Origin of the sequence: Rhizobium sp. IBUN (assembly GCF_000510625.1) — a bacterium.
GTDB classification, from domain to species: Bacteria; Pseudomonadota; Alphaproteobacteria; order Rhizobiales; family Rhizobiaceae; genus Rhizobium; species Rhizobium altiplani.
In genome coordinates this window covers 246,936-270,824 of the sequence record NZ_AZNV01000002.1, presented here as the reverse complement: position 1 = coordinate 270,824, position 23,889 = coordinate 246,936, and the positions used below count along the sequence as shown (strand labels likewise).

The following is a 23,889-nucleotide window of genomic DNA, read 5'->3' as shown; positions in this document are numbered from 1 at the left end:
ATGAAACGCAGAACCCTGATGACCAGCGCTTTGGCGCTCGCTCTCTTTGGTGCCGTCCCGGCAATAGCCATCGCCGATACGCTTGACGACATCAAGGCACGCGGCACGTTGCGCGCGGCCATCGACCTCGGCTCACCGCCCTTCGGCATGCAGGACGCCAACATGCAGCCGACGGGCTCCGAGGTGGAAAGCGCAAAGCTGCTCGCCGATCACCTCGGCGTGAAGCTCGAAATTATCGAGGTGACCAGCCCGAACCGCATTCCCTTCCTGCTCACAAACAAGGCCGACGTGGTCGTCGCTTCGCTCTCCATCAGTGAGGAACGCAAGAAGGTGATCGATTTCGCCGATCCGCACGGCGTCATCCAGGTCATCGCAGCTGCTCCGAAGGGCCTTGAGATCAAGGGCTTGGAAGAACTGGTGGGCAAGGATGTCGCAACAACCCGCGGTACGACCAACGACAAGGTAGCCACAAGCCAGGCAACGGGAGCCAACATCGTGCGTTATGACGACGACGCGACCCTCGTCACCGCACTCGTCTCCGACCAGAACAATATCATGATCTCCGCTCCGCAGATCATGAATGCCGTCAACGAGCGCCGGACGAACGACCCGCTCGAGGTCAAGTTCGTGCTCAAGGTCAATCCCTATGCCGTTGGCCTGCGCAAGGGCGACGATGCGCTGAAGACGGCGGTCAACGACTGGGTCAAGACCGATCTCGCCAACGGAAAGCTGAACGAGATCTACAAGAAGTACAACAACGTCGACCTGCCGGCGGAAATGCCGAAACCGTAAGCGGACAGCGGGGCGGCCGACCCACGGTCGCCCATGCACCTCCCTCGTCCGGTCGGGCTGCCGACTGATGATGAGGCGTAAGGACCTTGTCGATATGCCCGGCGGCTCTGTGGTGCCGTCCAAACCTTCAGACAATCAGGATGAACTTCATGAAAGCGCTTCTCTGCGAAGAACCCGGCCGTCTTTCGCTTGTCTCCCGTCCGGCACCCGCACGTGGCGCTGGCGAGGTTCTCGTGCGCATCCGCCATGTCGGCATCTGCGGGACCGATTTTCACATCTTCGCCGGCAAGCACCCCTTTCTCGAATACCCGCGCGTCATGGGCCACGAACTTTCCGGTACGGTCGAGGAAGCCCCTGAGGGCAGCCGTCTCAAGACGGGCGAACACGTCTATATCGTGCCCTATCTCTCCTGCGGTACATGTCATGCCTGCCGGAAGGGGCTGACGAATGCCTGCCAGTCGATCCGCGTGCTGGGCGTGCACTGCGACGGCGGCATGGCCGAATATGTTTCGGTGCCCGAGGCCAACGTGGTGCCGACGGGCGGTATCGCGCTTGAAGATGCGGCGATGATCGAATTCCTGGCGATTGGCGCGCACGGCGTCAAGCGCGGCGCGATCAACGCCGCCGACCGCGTGCTCGTTACCGGATCCGGTCCGATCGGCATGTCGGCAATCATTTTCGCCAAGACGCGCGGAGCGCATGTGACTGTCATGGACACGCGCGCCGACCGGCTCGCCTTTGCCACAGACCGGCTCGGCGCTGACGCTGCAATGCTCGCCGATGCCTCCGCCGAGGCGGAAGCGGAGCGCCTGACCGGCGGCGACGGTTTCGATGTGGTGATCGACGCGACCGGGAGTGCCGGCCCCATCGAGCGGGGTTTCGGCTTCCTTGCCCACGGTGCGCGCTATGTGCTGCTCTCCGTCGTACGGCAAGACATCACCTTCTCCGACCCTGAATTCCACAAGCGTGAGGCGACGCTTCTGGCCAGCCGCAATGCCCAGCCGGACGACTTTGCCGAGGTCGTGCGCCAGATCGAGGCCGGCAAGGTGCCGACCCGTGCCCTCAATACGCATCGGGGACGCCTGGAAGATGGCGCTTCGCTGCTGGTGGAATGGGCCCGTCCCGAGGCGGGCGTCATCAAAGCGATCCTGGACGTCTGAAAGCATCGACGAATTTCAAGCGAGAGCTCGGGTCCCCGACGGGCTGTCGCCGAAGCATCGAATGCCTGCGACAGCAGCTGTCAGGCAGCGACAAGATCATGGGCGCAACCGCATTGGACTGCGTCGCAGTTGTATCTGCGACCTGACAGGTGCAGAGTACGCAATGAATAGCCGGAGATAAAAACCGGCCATGTGTTTCAACCCGTGAACAAGCAGCCGCGGACCATGGAACTCGTACTCGCCACCGGATTGATCGTCTTCAAGGTCGCGTTGCTGATTGCGATGCTGCTGCTGCTGCCTCTGCCTCTCACCTGGCTGGAACGCAAGATCGCCGGACACATGCAGCAGCGGATGGGGCCGATGCGGGTTGGGTGGCATGGGCTGCTGCAGCCTATGGCGGACGGAATCAAGCTTCTGACCAAGGAGGACCACATTCCCGCCGAGGCCGATCGCTTGCTGTTCAAAATGGCTCCCATCCTGGCGCTCGCTCCGCCCTTTGTCGTCTTCGTCGCGATCCCCTTCGGCGAATCCGTCTCGGTGCTCGGCAACGAGATTTCCCTCTATGTCTCCGACATGAATGTCGCGCTTCTCTTCGTCTTCGCGGTGCTTGGGATCGAGGTCTATGGCGTTATCTTCGGTGGCTGGGCGGCCAACAGCAAATACGCCGTCCTCGGCAGCCTCAGGACTTGCGCGCAGATGATCAGCTACGAGATCCCGATGGGGTTCGCGGTGATCGGCGTGGTCATGCTGGCGCAATCCATGAGCCTGTTGGAAATCGTGCGTGCGCAGGCCGATGTGTGGAACATCGTTTACCAGCCGATCGGCTTCTTCGTGTTTTTTGTCGCCGGCCTGGCCGAGGCCCAGCGCATTCCTTTCGACCTGGCGGAAGCGGAAGGCGATCTCGGTGCCGGGTTCCATACCGAATACAGCGGCATCCGGTTTGCGTTGTTCATGGTGAGCGAATATGCCATCGTCCTTTTGGTGTCGGTCCTGGCGGTGATCCTCTTCTTTGGCGGCTGGAACGGCGCGCTCATCCCCTTGCCACCGCTCCTGTGGTTCGCGCTCAAGGTCGCATTCTTCGTCTATATGTTTATCTGGTTCCGTTTCACCTTCCCACGCTACCGCTACGACCAGCTGATGGCGATCGGATGGAAAGTCTTGCTTCCTCTCTCGATGGCGAACATAATTATCACGGGTCTTGTCTTCCTTTAGGGGCCAGAGCGGCTCGGTAGTGAGGCAGCGATGTCGCACGCGCAGGACAGAATTGGCACATGGATCGGCTGGGCGTTCTTCGCCGACCTGGCGAAGGCTTTGGCTCTGACCTTCGGTTACATGTTTTCCAAACCGGTAACCATGCAGTACCCGGACAAGGAAAAATGGCTTCCCTATTCACGCTACCGTGGGCATCACTTCCTGAAGCGTGACGAAGAGGGTGAGATCAAGTGCGTGGCCTGCGAACTCTGCGCGCGCATTTGTCCATGCGACTGCATCGAAGTCGTCCCCTACGAGGATGAGAAGGGCAAGCGTCATCCGGCGAAATTCGAGATCGATACGGCACGGTGCCTCTTCTGCGGCCTGTGCGAGGATGCCTGTCCAGCAGACGCGATCGCGCTTGGCCAGCAATACGAATTCTCCAGCTTCTCTTCGCGCGAGCTTGTGATCGGGCGTGACGATCTGCTTGCCAAGCCGGGCAAGGCAGCGACTGGCGGCAGCGTGGTGGCTGCGCGCCTCAGTGTCGAACCGAAGGTCCTGGTCGAGACCGGCGGGCGGCAGGGGTACAATTGGTGGCGTAATATCCGACGAACGTGAAAATGCGCCAGCCGTCAAGGCAAAGCGCGCAGAGAGGAGGCCCACATGCATGTGCGCCAGATCTTGAACAGCAAGTCTCCCGAGATCGTCTCGGTTACACCCAACCACACGATGGTGGAGGTCCTGAGGTTGTTTCGAGAAAACAACATCGGCTTCGTTATCGTCGCCCGTTACCCGGGGGAATGCCTCGGAACGGTGTCTGAGCGGGACTGCTGCAATGCCGTCGCCAAATATGGCACCCAAGCACCCGCCATGCGCGTCAGCGAGATCATGAGCCAGCGTGTGGCGACCTGCTCCACAGACGATTTACTGCCTCTCGTGATGGCGATCATGACCGAGCGGCGGACGCGCCACGTTCTCGTCATGGAAGGCGACAACATCGCCGGCATCGTCAGCATCGGCGACGTGGTCAAGTACAGGCTCGAGGAAGCGATGCGCACGGAGCAGGATCTGCAGGATTACATCTGCGGGGTCAGCTATCATTGACAAGGCACGCCAGGGCTAGAGCGGATCATTGCTTATCGGAATCGGTGCGCGATTCCCATATGTGGAACGGCTCTGCGGTCAAGGTGTTCAATCGTTGATATTCCGAGGGCTGGTGCGCCCATATGTCCGGCCTTTTCGCGCAGCAATTGGGCTACTGGCCTTGATGACGTTCGCGACTGGAGTGACCTAAACAAATCAGCGAGCTCGAAGCACGTTGGGAATCACGGTCTTGATCCAATCCGGATGTCTTTCCTCGGGGTCATCATTGATCTTGCACCTTGGACTTCAGCTTGTCAGCGACGACAAGCGATCTGCACTCGGTCCTAGGCGGCCATTGCTTCGTTCGCCGTGCTGTGGAATTGCCCCCCTCTCACTAGAAGAGCCCAAACAATGCGCGCCATCTTGTTGGCCAGCGCAATGGCGGCGACCTTGTATGGCCTGCGCCTCAGCAACTCAGTCAGCCAAGCTGAGACCTTTGCGCCTCGACGTGCGTGCTGGATAACGGCGGACGCCCCCACAACCAAAAGAGATCGTAAGACCGGGTTTCCCATTTTTGAGATTCTTCCCAATCTGGTTTTCCCACCTGTGGAATTTGATTTCGGGGTCAGGCCTATCCAAGCCGCAAAATGACGCCCAGACTTGAAGGCCTTTGGGTCGGGTACAAATGCCGCGATGGAGCTGGCAGTGATTGGACCCACACCTGGAATTGAGGTCAGCCGGCTCAATGTCGCATCCTGTCGGCTTTCGCGGATCATGTGCTTCTCCAACTTTACGATCTCCGACGTGTAGGCCTCTATCTGATGGGTCAGGGGCAACAGGGCGATGCGGGCCAAGGGTGGCAAGCGGGCATCATCCTCGTCACGGACGATTGCGGCAAGGTCGTCGACCTTGCCCACACCTCTGGATATGGTAATGCCCAGCTCGGTAAGATGACCGCGCAAAGCGTTGATCGTTTGGGTGCGCTGTCGAACCAGCAGGTCCCGTGCCTTCAAGAGCATAGCCGTCGCTTGCTGGTCGACGGTCTTGAGCGGCACGAAACGCATCGACGGTCGGCCTACAGCTTCGCATATCGCCTCAGCGTCTGCCGCGTCATTCTTGCCTCTTTTGACATAGGGCTTCACGTAAGCAGGTGGGATCAACCGAACTTCATGTCCGAGAGCCTTGATCTCTCGTGCCCAGTAATGAGCGCCTCCGCATGCCTCCAATCCAACGACACACGACGGGATCTTCCTGAAGAACTTCAAAACCTCAGAGCGTCGAAGCTGCCTACGAAGGTTTGTCGTCCCTTCGTTGTCTACCCCATGCAACTGAAAGACTTGTTTGGCCGTGTCGAGACCGATTGTCGTGATCAAAGTCATAAGAACGCTCCAAGCTGTTTACCGAACAGGATGCTCGGCCTCTTTTCAGGATAGGGTGGGAGCAGCGCCGTTCCACAACATCAAATCAGCAGATTTGTGATTCATCATGGATGCTGGAATGGAGGCCAGCATCCATGACGCGACCCTATTCGAATGATCTTCGTGAGCGAGTCGTTGCAGCGGTTGTGGACGGTCAGAGCTGCCGGGTGGTGGCGGAGCGGTTCGACATAGCTGTCTCATCCGTGGTGAAGTGGTCGCAGCGTTATCGGACCACCGGTAGTGTGTCGCCCGGCAAGATGGGCGGCCTCGCCGACGTGTGCTAGAGCCGCACCGCGCCTTCATCGTCAAGCAGATCGAGCAGACATCACATCTGACGCTACATCGGCTGAAGGATGAGTTGGCCGCCCGCGGCGTGAGCGTCTCCCACAATGCCATCTGGCAGTTCATGCGCCGCGAGGGCTTGAGCTTTAAAAAAAACGCTGTTCGCCCTTGAGCAGGGCCGCGTCGACATTGCCCGGCGCAGAGCCCGCTGGAAAACCTGGCAAGAGCGCTTCGATCCGAAGCGGCTCGTCTTCATCGACGAGACCTGGATCCGCACCAACATGGCGCCGTTACGCGGGTGGGGGCCGAGGGGCAAAAGATTGCGCGGCTTTGCCCCGCATGGCCGCTGGCGCACCCTGACCTTCCTCGGCGCCCTACGCTGCGACAAGCTCACTGCTCCCTGCGTCTTCGACGGTCCCATTAATGGCGAATGCTTCCACGCCTATGTCCGCCAGCAGTTGATCCCGACCCTCAAACCTGGCGACATCGTCATCCTCGATAATCTCGGCTCTCACAAAGCCAAGGCCATCCGCGATGCCATCAGGGCCGTCGGCGCCAGGCTATGGTTCCTGCCGAAATATTCCCCCGACCTTAATCCGATCGAGCAAGCCTTCGCCAAGATCAAGCACTGGATGCGCCAGGCTCAAAAGCGAACCATCGAGGAAACGTGGCGCCATCTGGGCTTACTCGCCGACACCATAAAGCCAGAGGAATGCGCCAACTACTTCTCAAATGCCGGCTACGCTTCCGTCAAAACATGAAAGGCTCTAGAGGCGGCCACCGGTCCTGCCCTGGGCGTTGTCTTCGGGGCCAGGTGCGAGGACGGCGGCTGCGGTTCCATTGGCCACCCGCGCCTTTCGAACCTCCACCGGACACGGGTATTCGCCCCGCTGCATCAGGCTGTTGAGGCGCAACGCGCTGTAGTTTTCAGGAACGAACACAAGGTTCTTTGGAAAGCGCCTGTTGACCTTGAGCTTTGCAGTCAGCTCGCCCCGGGCTGAGCGAACGACAAGCTGATCGCCATCGGAAAGGTCCAACTCCTCGGCATCCTGTGCGCCCATCTCGACATAGGGGTCATCTGCGACCGTATTCAGGATTTCCGATCGTTCGGAAAGATATCCATTGTGGAACAGGCAGTTGCCGGTGACCAGCATGAGACGGGCGGATTGAGCGGAAGCAGGCGCCGGGGCGAAGAACCCGCCAGCCGGTGGCGCAAGTCCCCCTTTGGTGAACGCTCCGTCTGCGCCAAGGCCGTCCCAGTTCAAGCCCTCGTAAGCAGGAACCAGCCTGGCAATCTCGTCGAAAATCTCGCGTTGGATCGATGGTCGCAGTGAGTGGCCACGAAGTGCCGCGACGAAGTCGAAGATCGCCAGATTGCCGCGTGCCTCGCCGACGGGTTCATGGAACTTGCAGACCTTCTGGAGCCGGCCCTCATTGTTGGTGAAGGTCCCGGGCTCCTCGCCGTAACTCGCGGCCGGAAGCACCACCTCGGCCATGCCGACAGTCTCGGTGAGAAACGCATCCTGCACGATCAGGAGCTCGGCGGCACGAAGGGCCTGCTGTACGTACGCACGGTCGGGATAGGACCCAAGCGGGTCGCTTCCGGCAATATAGAGCGCGCCCATCTGCCCCTTGTCGCAGAGGCCGAGCATCCCGTCGAAATCCGAGCCGCGTTCGGACGGTATCTCAGTGCCCCAGCTCCGTTCGAGTGTTGTGTGTGTCTGATCGTCAGCGACCGGGCGCAGCCCCGGCAGTGTTGCCGGCAGCACGCCCATATCCCAGGCTCCAAGCTGGTTGGCGCGGTCGAAGAGAAACTGCATCGCCAGTCTTTTGCCAAGCAGGCGGACAAGCTGCATAAGGTTTGAGAGTTGCTGCAGTGTGTCACGTGCTGTCGACGACCTCAGGAGCTCGGCGCTGACAAGCAGTGTGACGCTCTGCGCGTTGAGCAATGCCCGCACCAGACGAGATACCTCATCGCCAATGGCCGCCGGCGATCCGCCGAGGTTCGCGGGAACGGCGCCCAGCAGGTTCGGATCAGCCGCTGCCATGAGCCCAACCACCACCCCAGCGAGACCTGGCCCCTCACCGCCCGGTGACACGCGAACGACCGCCCTGGCATCGGCGTCCAGACGGGATGGCCGGGCCGAAAGCATGAACAATCCGGTCTGTCGCCGCCGCGCAGCGTCCCGCAGGAGGTATTCGGTGACCGGGTTTTCCTCGGTCGGGTTACCACCGATGACAAGCACGCAATCGTTGCCGATCACGTCCGTCAGCGGCGCGCGGCTGTAGTGGCCGGTGACCAACGCACCGAGCGGATCGTAGGGTGTCGACCAGCGCGAGGAGCAGTCCATGTTGTTGGTCCGGAAGACCGTGCGCATCATTTTCTGGAATTGATAAAGCGTCTCGTTTGGAAGGCGTGGCGAGGCAAGCCCGCCTGCGGCCTTTCCTTCCACCGCCGAAAGGCGCCGTTTCAGGTGGTCCCCGGCCTCTTCCCAGGAAACTGCGACAAGGGCGCCATCACGGCGGACCATCGGTCGCCTGATCCTCTCCGGGCTTGTGACGAAATCGAGGCCAAAGCGCCCGCGCACGCAGAGCGTTTCGCGGTTGACCCCCTGGTCCCATTTTGAGCGCACGCGCATGAACTCGCCCTTGCGCGTGCCAACTGTCAGCTGGCAGCCGGTACCGCAATGCGGGCAGATGGTGTCGGTTTCGGCCAGATCCCAGGGCCGCGCTTTGTAACGATAGGGGAAGCTCATCAGCGCACCGACCGGGCAGACTTCGATGCAATTGCCGCATTGGTCGCAGCTCGCGAGACTGCCCTCAAACCCGGTTACGGCAGTATCCATGCCTTTCTCGACCGTCCCCAAGGCGACCGCGCCGACCACCTCCTCGCACATCCGCACGCACCGCTGGCACTGGATACAGCGATTGACATTCATGATGACGACGGGGCTCAGACGGATATCTTCGGAATGGAACACGCGTTTGGCATCGCGGAAACGGCTTTCGCGTGGCCCATAGGCCATCACCTGGTTCTGCAGTTCACACTCGCCGCCCTTGTCGCAGATGGGGCAGTCGAGGGGGTGATTGGCGAGCAGCATGTCGAGCATGGACGAACGTGTTTCGTCAATCAGCGGCGTGTTCGTTCGCACGACCATGCCGTCTGTGACCGCGGTGGCGCAGGACGGCTGCAGCTTGCGCTGTCCTTCGATTTCAATCAGGCACATCCGGCACGAGGCCAGTGGCGGCAGCCGCTTCATATAGCAGAAAGTCGGAATGTCGATGCCCAGACGCTGAGCCGCCTGCAGAACCGTAGACCCGGCCTCCACGTCCAGTGTCTGGTCATTGATCGTGACGCGAACCATGGCTTCCTCGCGGTCTTCTTCCGATGCACCCTAGTGGTACGGGCACCTGTGCTCCTTGATATGGACGGCGAACTCGTCGCGAAAATGCTTGAGCGCAGCCCGCAGTCCCATCGCCGCGCCGTCACCCAGCGCGCAGAACGTATTTCCGAAAATGCCTTTGCACAGGGCGTCGAGCTGCTCCAGATCACCGGGCTCACCTTGGCCCGCCTCGACCCGGCGCAGTACCTTCACCGCCCAGTCCAGCCCTTCGCGGCATGGGGTGCATTTGCCGCAGGATTCGTGATGGAAGAACTCGACGATCCGTGTGGCGACCTTGACCATGCAGGTCGCATCATCGATCACGATCACGCCGGCCGAGCCGAGCATCGAGCCGGCGGCAGCAAGCGAGTCAAAATCCATCCCCACGTCAAGCCCGCTCTCCGGTATGACCGGCGCCGAGACCCCGCCCGGGATCACCGCCTTGATCCTGCGTCCCGGCAACGGGCCGCCGGCGTGGCTCTCGACGAGTTCCCGCAGCGGTATGCCCATCGGCAACTCATAGAGACCGGGTTTCAACACCTGTCCGCTGACGCAATAGAGCTTCGGGCCGGGGCTCTTGTCCGGTCCGATCTCCCGAAACCACCTCGAGCCACGCATCACGATATGCGGCACGCAGGCAAGCGTCTCGACATTGTTGATCACCGTGGGGCTGGCATATAGCCCCTCGACTGCCGGAAACGGCGGTTTCAGGCGGGGCTGGGCGCGTTTACCCTCGAGCGAGTCGAGCATCGCAGTCTCCTCGCCGCAAATATAGGCGCCAGCACCGCAATGGATATGCACGGTGAAATCGAAATCGGTGCCCAGGATTTTCCGCCCGAGGTAGCCTTTATCGTGGGCCTCGGCGATCGCCTGCTCCAGGCGACGGATCGCTGTCACATACTCTCCGCGAACATAGACATAAGCGGTCTTGGCGCCAATTGCGTATGCGCTCACCGCCAACCCCTCCACGAGCTGGTGTGGGTCGCGCTCCATGATGATGCGGTCCTTGAAGGTACCGGGCTCGCCCTCGTCGGCGTTGCAGCAGAGATATTTCGGCTTGCCGGTTTGCTTCGGGACGAAGCTCCACTTCATCCCCGTCGGGAAACCGGCACCGCCTCGACCTCGCAGGTTTGCCTCTTTGACGAGGTCGATGACCTCGTCGGGGGCGTGCTCGCGCAGCGCCTTCTTCAGCGCCTGGTAGCCGCCGCCGGCTTCATAGGTCGACAACAAATGACCATCCTGGACGTTTATGTTCTTGAGGAGAACCGGCTCGAACATGGCTTTACTCTCCCGGCGGCCGCGCCGAAGCGGGCTCAATGCCTGCCGCTCGCGACACTCCTGCCCGTAGACTGTCGAGCAGTTGATTCACCCGCGCGTCATCCAGCCTGCCATGGTAGTCGTCGCCAACCTGCATCACTGGAGCCATCTCGCAGGCCCCGAGGCATTCCACGGTCGAAAGCGTGAACAGCCCGTCCGGGGTCGTTTCTCCCTTTTTGATCTGCAGCACCGTTTCAAGATGTTTCAGCAGGTTCTCCGAGCCGCAAAGCATGCAGGAAACATTGTCACAGAGCTGCAGGTGGAACTGGCCAATCGGTTCGGTATGGAAGAGCGTGTAAAAGGTCGCCAGCTCGTAAACCCAGATCCGCTCGACGCCGAGGATGTCGGCGACCTCCTCGAGCACGGGGCCTGGCAGATAACCATGTTCTTTCTGCGCGATCAGAAGCGCGGGCATTATCGCTGAGCGCTGGTTCGGATACCGCGCTGCCGCTGCTTCTATTTTTTCGCGCATGCTCATTGCATCCAGATCTCCAGTTATTTGTCCACCTCCGCCATTACCGGGTCGAGGCTACCCAACACGGCTATCATGTCGGCCAGGTAGTGTGCGTTGGTCACCCCGAAGAGCCCCTGCAGATTGACGAAGGACGGGGCGCGCACTTTCATGCGGAACGGTTTCGGCGACCCATCGCTGATAATGTAGAAGCCCAATTCACCCTTTGGCGCCTCGATCGCCGAATAGACCTCGCCCTTGGGTACGTCAAAGCCGTAGGCCGACAGGTCGAAATGCTGGATCAGGGCCTCCATCGAACAATGCACGCGTTCCTTGTCCACGGGGAACGCGATCGTCGGCATGTCGATCTGGAAAGGTCCGTCCGGCATCTGCTCGAGGCATTGTTCGATGATCGCGATGCTTTCGCGCATCTCGTCGACGCGGCACCGCCAGCGCGCATAGCAATCGCCCTCGTTGCGGGTGATGACGTTGAAGGCGAGCCTTTCATAAATTTCGTAGGGCTCGTCCCGGCGGATATCCCAGTCGACACCTGAGGCCCGCAGGTTCGGGCCACTCAGACCAAGATCGACCGCATCTCCGCCGGAGATCACGCCGATCCCCTTCGTGCGCTTGAGAAAGACCCTGTTATCTTCGAGCAATCGCTCATAGTCGCGGATCCGGTTCGGGAAGATGTCGCAGAACTCCCTGATCTTGGGCAGGAAGCCGTCGGGCAGATCCTCGCGCACTCCGCCAACCCTGCAAAAGGACGTGTGCATGCGCGCACCGGTAATCATCTCCAGCAAGTCCATGATCATTTCGCGCTCACGCATGACGTAGAGCAGCGCAGTCATTGCACCGAGATCCATTGGCAGCGCACCCGTGATCAGGAGATGACCGGAAATCCTTGCCAGTTCGGCCATCATCACGCGGATATACTGAGCGCGGATCGGCGCTTCGATGCCGAGGAGCTTCTCCACCGCCAGCGCGAAGGCCAGGTTGTTCGACGGCGGACAGAGATAGTCGAGCCGGTCCGTCAGCGGGAAAATCTGGGTGTAGGTGAAGCTCTCGGCGAGCTTTTCCGTGCCGCGATGGAGGTAGCCGATATGCGGGTCCACGCGCTCGACATACTCGCCGTCCAGTTCGAGAACGAGCCGGAGCACCCCGTGAGTGCTGGGGTGCTGCGGGCCGAGATTGAGAAGCACTTCCTTGGTGTGGATCGTTTCGCCTTGCGGCCTGCTGAGCTCGGTGACTTCGGTCATCTCAACTCTCCGGCGTAGAACGGCCTCCTTATGGGATGTCCCTGGTGGCAATGTCCGGCTGCGTCGGCGGCGGACCTTCGGCACCGAAGGGATTCAGTTTGTCCTTGTAGCCCCTCAAGGGGAAATCCTTGCGCTGGGGAAAGCCCTCGAAGCCTTCCCACATGTAGATCCGGCGCAGATCGGGATGGCCCTCGAACTTGATGCCGTACATGTCCCAGGCTTCGCGCTCATGCCAATTGGCCGTCCGCCAGATGCCCGTCACCGAAGGGACGCTTGGCGGATCACCAAGGCGGCACTTGATGCGCACGCGCCATTTGTTCTCCAGCGAATAGAGGTGGTACACGGCCTCATAGCGTGGCAGCTCGGGGTAATGATCGACGCCACAGATATCGGACAGGAAATTGAACTGCAGCGCCGGGTGCTGTTTCAGAAATCGGCAGAACTCAACGATCATTTCCGGTGGAACGGCAAAGGCATGAACGCCGTGCCTGGCGCCGAGATCCTCGATTGCGGCGTTGAAATGTTCCATGACCGGAGCGGGATTGAAAGACGACTTGACGCTCATGAGGCTGCAATCCGATCGAGAGGCGTCCCGGCAAGCGCGCGGGATTTCTTGATCTTCTCCTGAAGCAGCAGGAAGCCGTGCATCAGCGCCTCGGGTCGAGGCGGGCAGCCGGGGACATGCACGTCCACCGGCACGAAGGTTTCCGATCCCTGCACCACCGCATAGGTATTGTAGACCCCGCCCGAGATCGCGCAGGTGCCCATCGCGATCACCCAGCGCGGCTCCGGCATCTGGTCATAAAGCCGGCGCACGACGGGAGCGAATTTCCGGGTCACGGTACCGGCGATGATCATCACGTCGGATTGGCGCGGCGAAGGCCGGAACACCACGCCGAAACGGTCGAGGTCGTAACGCGCGCATCCTGCCGAGATCATCTCGATGGCGCAGCAGGCAATGCCGAAGGTCTCTGGCCACAGCGCCGAGCGTCGGCTCCAGCCGATGATGCTGTCGGCAGTCGTGAACAGCACGCTGTCGCGGATCGCATCGCCTACGCCTCCCATTCCAGCGCTCCCTTCAGCCAGGCGTAGGCGAAACCCACGATCAGCAGCAACATGAAGACGAACATCTCGACATAGCCGACCAGACCGATGTCCTTCAGGACGACGGCCCAGGGAAAGAGAAACATCGTTTCGACGTCGAAGACCACCAGCAGGATCGCCAGCATGAAGAACTGCACCCTGAAACGGCCGCCGGCGGCCTCGCCGGCCGGGTCCATGCCGCATTCATAGGCCACGTTCTTTGCAGGATAGGGATTGGATGGCCGCAGCAGTGACGAGACAAAAAGCGTTGCTCCCGTCACCAGAGCAACTCCGGCGACCATGACGAGGACTGGCAGGAATTCCATTGCAGTCATAGCCATATCGCATTGCTGCGGTCGCCCAGGGAGCGACTTTGGCAATCCTTTCTAGAATTGTCAGTGTATTCCGTCGGGTGGATCATTGCAAATTCAATAGATCAGCCGCCAAATACCGAGTGCTGGGCAAGCCTCAGAAACCATGCCGGAAACAGCCCAATTCCGATGGTGCCGGCGGCGGTAAAAGCAAGCGTGGCGCGCAACAAGGGAGACAGTGCGGGGGCGAACGCCCTTTTGGGTTCGCGCATGTAGATCAGCATGGCGATGCGGATATAGAAATAGGCCGCCACGACACTGAGCAGTACTGCGGTCACCGCCAGCATGACGAACCCTTGCTCGACCAGCGCGACAAGCACGTAGAACTTGGCGAAGAATCCGGCCGTCGGTGGAAGGCCGGCCAGTGAAAACAGATAGAGTAGCATCAATAGCGCCAGCCCGGGATGCGACGTGGAAAGACCGGCATAGTCATCGATAGTTTCGCCCGAGAAATCGCCGTTACGCATCATGATGATGGTCCCGAAAATACCGAGATTCATGAACGAGTAGATCAGCAGGTAGAGCATCACGCTGGCGATCCCATCTGCGCCGCCGGCCACCACGCCGAATAGGGCGAAGCCGGCATGGGCAATACTGGAATAGGCGAGCAGGCGCTTGAAATTATCCTGCACCAGCGCTGAGAAACTGCCGAGCGCCATCGTCGCGACAGCGATGACAGCGACGATGATCCAGGCATTTGAGGCTGCGACCAGCGGGTTGAGAAACACACGCAGAATCACGGCAAAACCCGCCGCTTTTGGTCCGACAGACATGAAGGCGGTGATGGTTGTCGGCGCTCCTTCATAGGCGTCCGGCAACCACATGTGGAACGGAACCGCGCCGACCTTGAAGACCAGCCCCGCGACAATGAAGACGACAGCAAGCAACAATCCGGTATCGGGCCGGGCACCGGTCACAGCCGCAGCGATCCCATCCAGTTGCGTCGTGCCGGTCAGCCCGTAGACCAGCGAGACGCCATAAAGGAAAATCCCGGTCGAGGCCGAGCCAAGGATCACATATTTCAGCGCTGCTTCGTTCGACCGCCGTTCTTTGCGCAGGAAGCCGGTCAGAACATAGGTGCAAAGCGCCATCAGTTCGAGCCCGACATAGATCGACAGGAGATCGATCGCCGAGGCCATGATCATCATTCCTGAAAGCGCAAGGAGCAACAGGACATGATATTCGCTGTTCCCGATGCCTTCGATCTCCGCATATTTTCTGGAAAGGAGGAGTGTCAGAATGGTGGCCAGATAAAAGACCATCTTGAAAAAGACCGAAAAACGGTCGGCGATGAACATGCCCGTGTAAGCGGGACGCAGCTCTCCGGCGAGCATGATCGTCAGGACAGCGGCCGTCAGTACCACCGCGACCGATGCCGAAAGAAGGAATTGCTCCTGCCCTTTCCGGACAAGCTGTCCGAGGATGAGGAGGATGCAGGCCCCCGTGACGACCACGATTTCGGGCAGGCTTGCTACAATCGACTGCAAGAGCGCGGCAGCAGTCATTGGACACTCCCCTCACCCTGCACATGTAGCATGAGTTGCTTCACCGAGGCGTCGATGATGCCGAGAAAGGGCTTTGGATAAAAGCCGACCCAGAGCACGAAGAGCGCCAGCGGCAGGATCGCCGCCATCTCGCGGGCGTTGAGATCGCGTATCTTGAATTTCGCACCGACGTTTGCCGGACCGAGCGCAACTTTCCCATACATGCCGAGCAGGTAGGCCGCGCCCAGCAAGGCGCCAAAGACGGCTGCCGCACCGACAACAAGGTTGGCCGCAAAGCCACCTGACAGCACGAGCAGTTCGCCCACGAAGGAATTTGTTCCCGGGAGCGCCATCGACGACAGCGTGAACAGCAGGAAAAACGCGGTATAGACAGGCGCTGCCTTCATCAACCCGCCATAATCCGCGATGCTGCGCGTATGTGTCCGCTCGTAGATCAGGCCGACGAAAAGGAACAGCGCGCCCGTCGTTACGCCGTGATTGAACATCTGGAGGATGGCGCCCTCGAGCCCGCGCAGGTTCAGCGTAAAGATTCCCAGTGTCACGAAGCCCATGTGACTGATGCTTGAATAGGCGACCAGTTTCTTGAGATCATCCTGCGCCAGCGCAAGCAGCCCGCCGTAGACGATCGCAAGGGCCGAAAGCGCCAGCATCAGCGTGGAATAATAGGCCGACGCTTCCGGTAGCATTGGCAAAGAGAACCTGAGGAAACCGTAGGCGCCCATCTTCAGGAGCACGCCGGCAAGGATGATGCTGCCTGCCGTCGGGGCCTGGACATGGGCGTCCGGCAGCCAGGTGTGGAGCGGAACCATGGGTACCTTGACTGCAAAGGCGACCAGGAAGGCGAAGAACAGCCACGACTGGATCCGGAACGGCAAATCCTGCGCTGTCAGCGCGAGGATGTCGAAGGTCTCGCCGCCATTGAAATAAAGCACGATGACGCCGATCAGGAAGAGGACGCTGCCGGCCAAGGTGTAGAGGAAGAACTTGAATGCCGCATAGACCCGGCCCTCGCCACCCCAGACGCCGATGATCAGGTACATCGGGATCAGCATCGCTTCCCAAAAGACATAGAACAGGAACAGGTCGAGCGCGCAGAACACTCCGAGCATCAGCGCCTGCATGGCTAGCAGGCTGACCATGAAGGCTTTCACCCTCCGGTCAATCGCGACCCACGAGGCGAGCACGCAGATCGCGCCAAGGAGCGCGCTCAGGAATACGAAAAGCGCACTGATCCCGTCCACGCCCAGCGCATAGCTGATCCCAAGCGCGGGCACCCAGAGGTTTCTTTCGGTGAACTGCATCGCGTGCGTCGTGGTGTCAAAACTCGCAAGCATGATGATGCAGAGGACGAGATCGAGGATGGCGATGCCCAGCGCTGTCCATCTGATGGCATCTTCGCTGCGCAGAAGCATCAGCACCCCTGCCCCGATGGCGGGCGTGAATACGATGAGGCTGAGCAGCGGCAACCCCATGAACGCCCCCTATCGCCACGCCACGGCGAGAACGACGGTGGCTGCGATCACACCGACAATCATCGCCAGTGCGTAATGGGTCACGACGCCCGTCTGGAGCCGCCGCAGCGCCCCGCCACCGCGCAGGATCGAGTGGGCGACCCCGTTCACGACGCCGTCCACGGCGACGATATCGATCCGCAGTCCTGCCCGCGCCGCGCGATTGAGGAGGGGCAGGGCTGCTGTCTCAGATGCGTTGCTCACCGCCTGCTCGTAGCGCGCGAGCGGCTTTTCGGCGAACCACATGAATGCCCGCGCGCCCTTGCGATAGAACCAGTCGGTGTCGAGGCTGATCGTATTCTCGGGGTCGAGCGCCCTGAGGAACAGTACAAAACCCAGGGCGGTAAACATCAGTATGCCGAGGCTCTCGGTGACATGGGAGCCCGTATAGGGTTCGAAATCGACCGGGTATGGCAGGAGCGCGTAGAGCGGCTGCGGAAAAACCCCGATCGCGATGCAGAGCGCCGCCGCCATGGCCATTGCCACCAGCATGTTTGCTGGCGGCTCCCGCGCCTGAAGCTTTCTGTCCGTACCGAAAAACATGTAATAGGGAAGCTTGAGCCCGGTGTGCAGGAAAGTGCCGGAGGACGCCATGGTCAGGGCCAGCACCACGAGCGCCCGATGATCCTCGCCCGCAGCGGCAATCACCATCGACTTGGTCACGAAGCCCGAGAAGAATGGAAATGCCGAGATCGCGAAAGCACCGATCATGTAGAGGGCAACGGTTACCGGCATGCTCTTGTAGAGCCCGCCGAGTTCGGTCAGCTTGCGCCTGCCCGTAACATAGATCACCGCCCCGGCGCCCATGAACAGTAGGGACTTGTAGAGGATGTGCGCGAAGGCATGACTTGTGGCCCCGTTAACCGCCATCTCGGTTCCGATCCCGATGCCGGCCACCATGTAGCCCACTTGACTGACGATGTGATAGGCCAGGAGACGCCGGCAGTCGTTTTCCAAGACCGCATAGACGACGCCGTAAAGCGCCATCGCGGTGCCAAGCCAGACAAGAAGCTCGGTTCCTGGAAAGGCACGCGCGAGCACATAGACCGCGGTCTTCGTGGTGAAGGCGCTCATGAACACCGCGCCCGTTACGGTCGCCTCGGGATAGGCGTCTGTCAGCCAGGCGTTGAGCGGTGGTACGGCAGCGTTGAGCAGGAACCCTGCAAGGATCAGGTAAGTGCCGGTGCCCATTTCCCCGATCGGTCCGAAGAGGAGCGATCCTGTTGAATGTCCATGGAGAATGATACCGCCAAGCAGGACGACGCCCCCCGTGACATGGACCATGAGGTACCGGAAACCGGCGCCGGTGGCTCGCTGCCCCCCCTGTGCGAAGACCAGATAGGCCGAAGCAAACGCCATGATTTCCCAGAACAGGTAGAGGGTCAGGTAGTCGCCGGCGAACACCACGCCAAGCGAGCTTCCGACGTAGACGAACGCCGCGACGTGCTGGCCGGGGTGAGGCAGGTGCAGGGCGTAGACCGTTCCGATCAGGGCCATGATCGCAAAAACCGTGGCGAAGACCATGCTGAGCTTGTCGACCCTGGCAATCAGGATGTCCTGCCCCAGGAACTGCGTCGCCCCATAGCTGCCCGGCTGCATTGTGACCACTGCAAGCAGGCCCAGCAGCGGGACCAGCACCAGATAGATCCTGCGAATCGGATCCTTAAGGAAAGGGATCGGCACGGCACCAAGAACGAACAGCAGGGCGGGATGGGCGAAGTCAATCATAATAGTCCTCGCGCCGCATGAGCCCACCCTGATGGCCGAGGAACTTGGAAACGAAGATCAGCAGTACACAGGATACGAATCCGTAGACGGCCGACCAGCCCGGCAGGCGGTCCCAGAGGTATTCTGCGTGTTCGCGCGGGACCAGAAAGTCCGCGATGACGATCAGAACAAGCGCAAGGTAGAACAGCCGGCGTCGCTGGCTGGCATATCTCTCCTCGCCAAAGAAATCGACCACACGCTTGATCATCTGACAACTCCTTCCGCCAGAGCGAGGAAATAGTTGGGAAAGACACCCATCGAGACAGACAGGATCGCGGTTGCGACCAACGGGATCGTCATCATCGGAATTTCCCGGACCGTTTCCGGGCTCCCCTCCGCCTCCGTCCTGAAGAAGGCGAGATAGGTCACTGGCAGGAAATAGGCGGCGTTCAGAACCGAACTCACCAAAAGCACGATCAGGAAGGCAACATCTCCCGCCTGCATAGAGCCCAGCGTCAGATACCATTTGCTGACGAAACCCGCGGTCGGGGGCACCCCGATCATGCTCAGCGAGCCGACGAAGAACGCCCCCATCGTCCAGGGCAACCGGCGGCCGATCCCGGCCATGTCGCTGATGTTGCGCTTCCCCGACGCGCAATAGATCGACCCGGCGCAGAAAAACAGGGTGATCTTGGAAAAGGCGTGCGCCGCAATATGGATGATGCCGCCGACCATGGCGACCGGCGACAGCAGAACCGCGCCGAGCACGATATAGGAGAGCTGGCTGACCGTCGAATAGGCGAGCCTCGCCTTCAGGTCGTCCCGCGTGAGCGCGTAGACAGACGCCATAAGGATCGTGAACGAGACCAGATACGCCGTGGCGATGCCAAGATGCAGACTGCCCATCAGCCCGGTGCCGAAGACATGAAAAACCACCCGCAATACGCAAAAGACGCCCATCTTGACGACGGCCACGGCATGCAGGAGCGCGCTGACAGGTGTCGGCGCCACCATCGCGGCTGGCAGCCAGGCGTGCATCGGCATCACCGCAGCCTTGGCGAAGCCGAAGAGATAGCAGAAGTAGACCACCGTCAGCAGCGCTGCAGTAGCATTAACCCCCGAAAGCAGACCACCCTCCACAAAGTCGAGCGATCCCGCAATCGAGTAGGTCAACGCCAGAGCGGCCAGAAGTGCGCTCTTCGATGCACCCATCAGGTAGACGAGGTATTTGCGGCTGCCCGTCCATGCCGCTTCGTCCTCGTGGTGATAGACGAGCGGGTAGGTAACGAGGCTGAGCACCTCGTAAAAGATCACCAGTGTGAACAGATTGGCCGCGAAGGCGCCGCCGGCGGCGGCCGCAAGGCTGCTGGCAAAGCAGGCGAAGAACCGGGTCTGCGCGTGCTCCTTCAAATGTCGCATGTAGCCGATGGAATAGATCGCCGCCGCGATCCATAGCAGCGATGAGACGGTGGCAAACACCATGCCGAGCGCGTCGACCCGGAAGGCAAAGTCAATCCCCGGCAGGACCTCGAACAGGCGCAAGTCGATTGTCCCGCCGGAAAGCACTGTTGGCGCCATCGAGGCGACAGTCGTAAACATGGCGACCGCGGCAATCGGCGAGACGGCGTCGCGGAGTTTCTCGCGGTTGTTCAAAAGGAGAATCGCAAGGGCCGCCAGACCTGGTATGGCGATGGCAAGCAGCGGCCGGATCGATGTCACCGGGTCCAAACCGCTATCCTTTCATCATCGTCACATCGTCGACCTTGAGAGTGGATTTGTTCCTCACAAAGGCGACCAGGATGCCAAGGGCGACTGCAACTTCCGCCGCGGTGATCGCGATGACGAAGATCGCGAAAACCTGGCCGCGGAAATCGCCATGCTGGCGCCCAAATGCGATGAAGTTGATGTTGACCGAGTTGAGCAGCAGCTCCAGCGACATCAGCACGACCAGGATATTGCGTCTCAGCAAGACGCCGGCCGCCCCAATCACGAAGACGACCACTCCGAGCAGGATGAACCAGGAGAGCGGAACCATTATCGCTCGTCCTTTCTCGCCAGCACGATGGCGCCGACCAGGGCGGCCAGCAGGATGACGGAGGCTGTTTCAAACGGCAGCAGATAGTCGGCGAAAAGCGCCGTGCTAAGTTGCCTGACCGTGTCGTTGCTTGATATTGCGGGGGGCAACGCAACCGAAAAGCGGCTGCTCCAGAGCACCAACGCAAGCATCTCGATCCCAAGCATGACCAGCAGCACAAGAGCGGGCAGGTTGGGGCCCGGCAAGAACCGCTGCAACACGGCTTCGCGTACATCGATCATCATGATCACGAACAGGAAGAGGACCATGATCGCGCCGACATAGACGAATATCTGGATGACGGCGGGCAGTGGTGCGTCAAGCAGGATGAAGATTGCCGAGATCTGCAGGAAGCAGGCCATCAACGCCAATGCGCTATGAACGGGATTGCGCGCCACGACCACAATGAGGGCCGCAATCACGCACACCGTCGCGAACAGAAGAAAAAACCCCTGACCCATCGACGCGACCCTCCCACGCAAACCGTCATCCAGCGCGAGATGGCCGGATTTGAGATAGTTGCGCACCTCAGGTGCATTTATAAATTGTGCCCTAGTCTCGGATCTTTCACAAGATTATTGTCATGGTGGCAGAAAGCCCGGGCCAACCCGCGTAGGGCGAACAATGCTCAAGAGAACCACTGGCCGGGGACTCACCGGTTCCGTCCCCGGCGCGCTCTGCGTCGCTGCGACGCGCCAGAAAACTCCATCTTGCCGCTGGCTCAAAGCCGAAAGCACATCATTGGAACTGGTCAAGCGCGGGTGAGCTTCGCGCAACCCATATCTGAGGCTTGACGAACGCGATATTGGTTGCACTCCAGCAAGCCTCTGGACAGCACTCGATGTGCTACAGATCCTGCTTGATCACGCCGTGATCTGGGTGTGCGTTTGCACCGCCCGACAGCAGCGTCGCGATCCACTTTCCAGATGGCGTGCCTGCGCAATAGACGATGAAGGCGATCAGAATAGGCACGCCGATGAAGGCACCGGAGATGCCCCACATGAAGCTCCAGAAGAAGACTGCGAAAATGACGGCGAAGGGGGATATTGCCAGCGACGCGCCGGTAAGGCGCGGCTCCAGATAGCTCCCGATGATGAACTGGATCACGTTGAGACTTGCGAAAATCAAGACCACGGACTGCCATTTCTCGAATTGGGCAATGGCAAACAGCGTTGGGAGCGCGGTTGCGACAAACGGTCCGAGGAAGGGGATGTAGTTGAGCGCGAATGCGATCGCGCCCCAAGCGGTGGCAAGTTCAAGTCCCGCACCCAGCGCAAACAGCCAGACCACCAGTCCGGTCAGGATACTGGCAAACGTCCGCACGGTCATGAAGCGACGCAGCTTGGCACCAATCACGCGATTGGCAGTCAGGATACGCATTCCGTGAGGTTGTGCGGCGGGAGCGACAAGGCGTTTGTTAAAGTCTTCGACCTCGAGGAGGCCGAGCATGACGAAGATGAAGACCAGCAGCGCGAAGCCGGCGAAGCTGTTCAAGCGGCCGGCCATCCCCTGCACGAAACCAACCAACCAGGCAACATCGAAACGGTCGGCCAAGGGACCAGCGACCGCAAGGCCCCGCTCCTCCAGCCAACTTGTCCAGTCGACGTAGACCGCCTGGAAACGGTCAGCATTGACGAACAGCCATTGCGCGAGCTTGCCAAACCCCCAAGCTACCGCAGACCCGATCGCGACGATAACGGTCATTGTGACGATCAGCGTTATCAGGAGGGCGACGAGCTTGGGAAGCCAGCGCTGCAGGGCGGCCTGGCATGGCCAGACCAGGGCTATGACAAAGAGCGAAAAGATCAGGGGCGCAAAGATCGATTGGGCGACATAAAGCAAAGCAAGCACCAAAATACCGGTTGCTATCGAACCGATCATGCGACCACCGCCCGCTTCCTGCATGCTCGCCCCTTGAATAGTGATAGAGTTTCCGGATACCGCCCGATGATAGCGGAGCTCGACGGCAAATTGAATACTTCGCGCAGGACTGGAATTTATCTACCGCAACTGCTGCGGATAGCTTAGAACAATGACGTGCTTCGGCTCATGCATGTTGCCACAGGAGCGACCGGACCGCTTGTCTTTGTTGTTGACCCTATTGATTAGCTTGGCAGAAGATTAGGTCGAGCCCGTGTCCTCAATCCGTTTGTCGGTCATTGTTGTCATCCTGTTGGCTCTCGTCGGTTGTGGCGGACCGCGTGCGGTCCTTGGCCTCCCGGTCGCATCATCATCAGGCGCAGAACCGCGAGCCATCGTTCCGATCTATGTCGCGACCAACCGCGCCCGATCCAATAATCTCTCCCTGCCATACTCGGCTGAGCGGTCGAAAACATTGAATTTTGCAGAAATCGACGTTGGGATTCCGCAAAACCATGTCGCCGGCCGCGTCGAGAAAAGTGGCAGGACCCCCGATCCGAGAAGACACTTTTCGGCAAGGACCTATCAACCAATTGCCGGGCGAGAGGACTTCATCCGACGGCTGAATGCGGCGCTGGCGCAGAAGGCGCCTGAAAACCGTGAGATCTTCATCTTCGTCCACGGTTACAACAACAACTTCGCCGACAGCGTCTTTCGAAACGCCCAGATCAGCTACGACTTCGATGTCAAGTCGGTCTCGTTGCATTACGCCTGGCCGTCAGGCGCGTCGGTTCCGCTTTACGTCTTTGATCGTGACAGCGCCCTTGTTGGCCGGCGGGGCCTTGCCGAAACAATCGAGATCGCAGCCGAAACCAATGCGAAGAGAATAATCCTGGTCGGTCATTCCATGGGCGCCTATGTCGTCACCGAGGCCCTGCGCGATCTCGCCCTCAGAGGGCGCACCAGTGCATTGAAGCGGCTGGGTGGCGTGGTACTTGCTGCGCCCGATATCGATGTCGACGTGTTCCTCAGCCAGCTTGACGACATTGGCGACATACCGAGGCCGTTTACAATCATCGTCTCGCGCCGTGATCGCGCGCTCGGGTTTTCCCGGCGATTGGCAGGCGGCCGTCCGCGCGTCGGCAGTGGCTCCGAGCTCGCCGTCCTTCAGGCGAGAGAGATCGCGGTCATCGATGTCTCTGCTGTTGATGGCGGTACACACAGCGTCTTTGCGAGTTCACCGACGCTGATGGACATGGTCAACAACGATACTTTGATGCGTGGTCTTATCAGAGATGACGAGCCCCCCGCCGGCCAGACAATCCTTGCCGACGGAGCATCGGTGATCGAAGGCGCTGCATCGCTGATCGTTTTTCTGCCAAGCCGCATTCTGGGCGGGATCAACCAGGCAGCCGCCAGCCAATAGCCATCGTCCCGGATTG

At 60.2% G+C, this 23,889-nt stretch carries 22 protein-coding genes and 1 pseudogene; 7 read left to right on the top strand and 16 right to left on the bottom strand.

Translation table 11 applies throughout. The annotated features are described in order from the left end of the window. From RHIBUN_RS0103335 to RHIBUN_RS0103315, 5 genes are all read left to right on the top strand, one after another. Complete coding sequence (locus tag RHIBUN_RS0103335; RefSeq protein WP_348625965.1) at positions 1 to 792, top strand: transporter substrate-binding domain-containing protein; 792 nt, start codon at positions 1 to 3, stop codon at positions 790 to 792. A 149-nt stretch (positions 793 to 941) separates the two neighbouring features. Continuing rightward, positions 942 to 1,952: a zinc-binding alcohol dehydrogenase family protein gene (locus tag RHIBUN_RS0103330; RefSeq protein ID WP_025658439.1), complete on the top strand. Its 1,011-nt coding sequence runs from the start codon at positions 942 to 944 to the stop codon at positions 1,950 to 1,952. A 225-nt stretch (positions 1,953 to 2,177) separates the two neighbouring features. Continuing rightward, positions 2,178 to 3,164, top strand: a complete 987-nt coding sequence (nuoH, locus tag RHIBUN_RS0103325; RefSeq protein ID WP_025658438.1) for an NADH-quinone oxidoreductase subunit NuoH — start codon at positions 2,178 to 2,180, stop codon at positions 3,162 to 3,164. Positions 3,165 to 3,194: 30 nt separating this feature from the next. Beyond that, a complete protein-coding gene (locus tag RHIBUN_RS0103320) occupies positions 3,195 to 3,761 on the top strand; it encodes an NADH-quinone oxidoreductase subunit I (protein ID WP_025658437.1) in 567 nt (188 codons plus the stop codon). 45 nt (positions 3,762 to 3,806) lie between these two features. After that, positions 3,807 to 4,247 (top strand): CBS domain-containing protein, encoded by a 441-nt coding sequence (locus tag RHIBUN_RS0103315; protein WP_025658436.1) that lies wholly within the window; start codon positions 3,807 to 3,809, stop codon positions 4,245 to 4,247. Positions 4,248 to 4,570: 323 nt separating this feature from the next. Here RHIBUN_RS0103315 and RHIBUN_RS0103310 read toward each other — a convergent pair whose 3' ends face one another. Continuing rightward, positions 4,571 to 5,605, bottom strand: coding sequence for an IS110 family transposase (locus tag RHIBUN_RS0103310; protein ID WP_025658435.1), 1,035 nt, complete (start codon positions 5,603 to 5,605; stop codon positions 4,571 to 4,573). Between the two features lie 134 nt (positions 5,606 to 5,739). On the opposite strand from RHIBUN_RS0103310, the pseudogene RHIBUN_RS35070 reads away from it, so the two are divergent. Further along, positions 5,740 to 6,687: pseudogene (locus tag RHIBUN_RS35070) on the top strand (IS630 family transposase). Positions 6,688 to 6,693: 6 nt separating this feature from the next. On the opposite strand, the gene nuoG reads toward RHIBUN_RS35070, so the two are convergent. From nuoG to RHIBUN_RS0103225, 15 genes are all read right to left on the bottom strand, one after another. Next, positions 6,694 to 9,291 carry an NADH-quinone oxidoreductase subunit NuoG gene (nuoG, locus tag RHIBUN_RS0103295; RefSeq protein ID WP_025658433.1) on the bottom strand — a complete coding sequence of 866 codons (2,598 nt, stop codon included), beginning with the start codon at positions 9,289 to 9,291 and terminating at the stop codon, positions 6,694 to 6,696. A 30-nt stretch (positions 9,292 to 9,321) separates the two neighbouring features. Next, a complete protein-coding gene (nuoF, locus tag RHIBUN_RS0103290; RefSeq protein ID WP_025658432.1) occupies positions 9,322 to 10,587 on the bottom strand; it encodes an NADH-quinone oxidoreductase subunit NuoF in 1,266 nt (421 codons plus the stop codon). A 4-nt stretch (positions 10,588 to 10,591) separates the two neighbouring features. Next, positions 10,592 to 11,104 carry an NADH-quinone oxidoreductase subunit NuoE gene (nuoE, locus tag RHIBUN_RS0103285; protein ID WP_025658431.1) on the bottom strand — a complete coding sequence of 171 codons (513 nt, stop codon included), beginning with the start codon at positions 11,102 to 11,104 and terminating at the stop codon, positions 10,592 to 10,594. A 17-nt stretch (positions 11,105 to 11,121) separates the two neighbouring features. After that, positions 11,122 to 12,336, bottom strand: a complete 1,215-nt coding sequence (gene nuoD / locus RHIBUN_RS0103280) for an NADH dehydrogenase (quinone) subunit D (protein ID WP_025658430.1) — start codon at positions 12,334 to 12,336, stop codon at positions 11,122 to 11,124. Between the two features lie 28 nt (positions 12,337 to 12,364). After that, on the bottom strand, positions 12,365 to 12,901 hold the full coding sequence (locus tag RHIBUN_RS0103275) for an NADH-quinone oxidoreductase subunit C (protein ID WP_025658429.1): 537 nt from the start codon (positions 12,899 to 12,901) through the stop codon (positions 12,365 to 12,367). Next, a complete protein-coding gene (locus RHIBUN_RS0103270; RefSeq protein ID WP_025658428.1) occupies positions 12,898 to 13,401 on the bottom strand; it encodes an NADH-quinone oxidoreductase subunit B in 504 nt (167 codons plus the stop codon). Before RHIBUN_RS0103270 ends, RHIBUN_RS0103275 begins: the two co-directional genes overlap by 4 nt. Continuing rightward, positions 13,389 to 13,754, bottom strand: coding sequence for an NADH-quinone oxidoreductase subunit A (locus RHIBUN_RS0103265; RefSeq protein ID WP_025658427.1), 366 nt, complete (start codon positions 13,752 to 13,754; stop codon positions 13,389 to 13,391). Before RHIBUN_RS0103265 ends, RHIBUN_RS0103270 begins: the two co-directional genes overlap by 13 nt. A 101-nt stretch (positions 13,755 to 13,855) precedes the next feature. Continuing rightward, positions 13,856 to 15,295 carry an NADH-quinone oxidoreductase subunit N gene (locus RHIBUN_RS0103260; RefSeq protein ID WP_025658426.1) on the bottom strand — a complete coding sequence of 480 codons (1,440 nt, stop codon included), beginning with the start codon at positions 15,293 to 15,295 and terminating at the stop codon, positions 13,856 to 13,858. Continuing rightward, entirely contained in the window at positions 15,292 to 16,767 is a 1,476-nt protein-coding gene (locus tag RHIBUN_RS0103255) for an NADH-quinone oxidoreductase subunit M (protein WP_025658425.1), read from the bottom strand. Before RHIBUN_RS0103255 ends, RHIBUN_RS0103260 begins: the two co-directional genes overlap by 4 nt. A gap of 9 nt (positions 16,768 to 16,776) precedes the next feature. Continuing rightward, positions 16,777 to 18,534 (bottom strand): Na(+)/H(+) antiporter subunit D, encoded by a 1,758-nt coding sequence (locus RHIBUN_RS0103250; RefSeq protein ID WP_025658424.1) that lies wholly within the window; start codon positions 18,532 to 18,534, stop codon positions 16,777 to 16,779. Beyond that, positions 18,527 to 18,781, bottom strand: coding sequence for a hypothetical protein (locus RHIBUN_RS0103245; protein ID WP_025658423.1), 255 nt, complete (start codon positions 18,779 to 18,781; stop codon positions 18,527 to 18,529). Before RHIBUN_RS0103245 ends, RHIBUN_RS0103250 begins: the two co-directional genes overlap by 8 nt. Continuing rightward, positions 18,778 to 20,241 (bottom strand): monovalent cation/H+ antiporter subunit D family protein, encoded by a 1,464-nt coding sequence (locus RHIBUN_RS0103240; protein ID WP_025658422.1) that lies wholly within the window; start codon positions 20,239 to 20,241, stop codon positions 18,778 to 18,780. Before RHIBUN_RS0103240 ends, RHIBUN_RS0103245 begins: the two co-directional genes overlap by 4 nt. Before the next feature lie 4 nt (positions 20,242 to 20,245). Beyond that, the gene (gene nuoK, locus RHIBUN_RS0103235) at positions 20,246 to 20,548 is read right to left on the bottom strand and encodes an NADH-quinone oxidoreductase subunit NuoK (RefSeq protein ID WP_018855546.1); all 303 of its coding nucleotides are present in this window, start codon (positions 20,546 to 20,548) and stop codon (positions 20,246 to 20,248) included. Continuing rightward, entirely contained in the window at positions 20,548 to 21,048 is a 501-nt protein-coding gene (locus tag RHIBUN_RS0103230; protein ID WP_025658421.1) for an NADH-quinone oxidoreductase subunit J, read from the bottom strand. The genes nuoK and RHIBUN_RS0103230 overlap by 1 nt, the downstream gene beginning before the upstream one ends. A 385-nt stretch (positions 21,049 to 21,433) precedes the next feature. Further along, the gene (locus RHIBUN_RS0103225) at positions 21,434 to 22,492 is read right to left on the bottom strand and encodes an AI-2E family transporter (protein WP_025658420.1); all 1,059 of its coding nucleotides are present in this window, start codon (positions 22,490 to 22,492) and stop codon (positions 21,434 to 21,436) included. Positions 22,493 to 22,721: 229 nt separating this feature from the next. On the opposite strand from RHIBUN_RS0103225, the gene RHIBUN_RS0103220 reads away from it, so the two are divergent. Then, positions 22,722 to 23,873, top strand: coding sequence for an alpha/beta fold hydrolase (locus RHIBUN_RS0103220; RefSeq protein WP_025658419.1), 1,152 nt, complete (start codon positions 22,722 to 22,724; stop codon positions 23,871 to 23,873). The last annotated feature ends 16 nt before the right edge of the window (positions 23,874 to 23,889 follow it).

What these genes read in the sequence shown, in the direction of transcription:
- nuoD (WP_025658430.1), bottom strand. Translation starts at nt 12,336, where the DNA reads ATGACCGAAGTCACCGAGCTCAGCAGGCCGCAAGGCGAAACGATCCAC.
- nuoE (WP_025658431.1), bottom strand. Translation starts at nt 11,104, where the DNA reads ATGAGCATGCGCGAAAAAATAGAAGCAGCGGCAGCGCGGTATCCGAAC.
- nuoF (WP_025658432.1), bottom strand. Translation starts at nt 10,587, where the DNA reads ATGTTCGAGCCGGTTCTCCTCAAGAACATAAACGTCCAGGATGGTCAT.
- RHIBUN_RS0103310 (WP_025658435.1), bottom strand. Translation starts at nt 5,605, where the DNA reads ATGACTTTGATCACGACAATCGGTCTCGACACGGCCAAACAAGTCTTT.
- nuoH (WP_025658438.1), top strand. Translation starts at nt 2,178, where the DNA reads ATGGAACTCGTACTCGCCACCGGATTGATCGTCTTCAAGGTCGCGTTG.
- nuoG (WP_025658433.1), bottom strand. Translation starts at nt 9,291, where the DNA reads ATGGTTCGCGTCACGATCAATGACCAGACACTGGACGTGGAGGCCGGG.
- RHIBUN_RS0103275 (WP_025658429.1), bottom strand. Translation starts at nt 12,901, where the DNA reads ATGAGCGTCAAGTCGTCTTTCAATCCCGCTCCGGTCATGGAACATTTC.
- RHIBUN_RS0103250 (WP_025658424.1), bottom strand. Translation starts at nt 18,534, where the DNA reads ATGATTGACTTCGCCCATCCCGCCCTGCTGTTCGTTCTTGGTGCCGTG.
- RHIBUN_RS0103335 (WP_348625965.1), top strand. Translation starts at nt 1, where the DNA reads ATGAAACGCAGAACCCTGATGACCAGCGCTTTGGCGCTCGCTCTCTTT.
- RHIBUN_RS0103260 (WP_025658426.1), bottom strand. Translation starts at nt 15,295, where the DNA reads ATGACTGCTGCCGCGCTCTTGCAGTCGATTGTAGCAAGCCTGCCCGAA.
- RHIBUN_RS0103245 (WP_025658423.1), bottom strand. Translation starts at nt 18,781, where the DNA reads ATGATCAAGCGTGTGGTCGATTTCTTTGGCGAGGAGAGATATGCCAGC.
- RHIBUN_RS0103270 (WP_025658428.1), bottom strand. Translation starts at nt 13,401, where the DNA reads ATGGGAGGCGTAGGCGATGCGATCCGCGACAGCGTGCTGTTCACGACT.
- RHIBUN_RS0103230 (WP_025658421.1), bottom strand. Translation starts at nt 21,048, where the DNA reads ATGGGTCAGGGGTTTTTTCTTCTGTTCGCGACGGTGTGCGTGATTGCG.
- RHIBUN_RS0103330 (WP_025658439.1), top strand. Translation starts at nt 942, where the DNA reads ATGAAAGCGCTTCTCTGCGAAGAACCCGGCCGTCTTTCGCTTGTCTCC.
- RHIBUN_RS0103225 (WP_025658420.1), bottom strand. Translation starts at nt 22,492, where the DNA reads ATGCAGGAAGCGGGCGGTGGTCGCATGATCGGTTCGATAGCAACCGGT.
- RHIBUN_RS0103265 (WP_025658427.1), bottom strand. Translation starts at nt 13,754, where the DNA reads ATGACTGCAATGGAATTCCTGCCAGTCCTCGTCATGGTCGCCGGAGTT.
- RHIBUN_RS0103315 (WP_025658436.1), top strand. Translation starts at nt 3,807, where the DNA reads ATGCATGTGCGCCAGATCTTGAACAGCAAGTCTCCCGAGATCGTCTCG.
- nuoK (WP_018855546.1), bottom strand. Translation starts at nt 20,548, where the DNA reads ATGGTTCCGCTCTCCTGGTTCATCCTGCTCGGAGTGGTCGTCTTCGTG.
- RHIBUN_RS0103320 (WP_025658437.1), top strand. Translation starts at nt 3,195, where the DNA reads ATGTCGCACGCGCAGGACAGAATTGGCACATGGATCGGCTGGGCGTTC.
- RHIBUN_RS0103255 (WP_025658425.1), bottom strand. Translation starts at nt 16,767, where the DNA reads ATGGGGTTGCCGCTGCTCAGCCTCATCGTATTCACGCCCGCCATCGGG.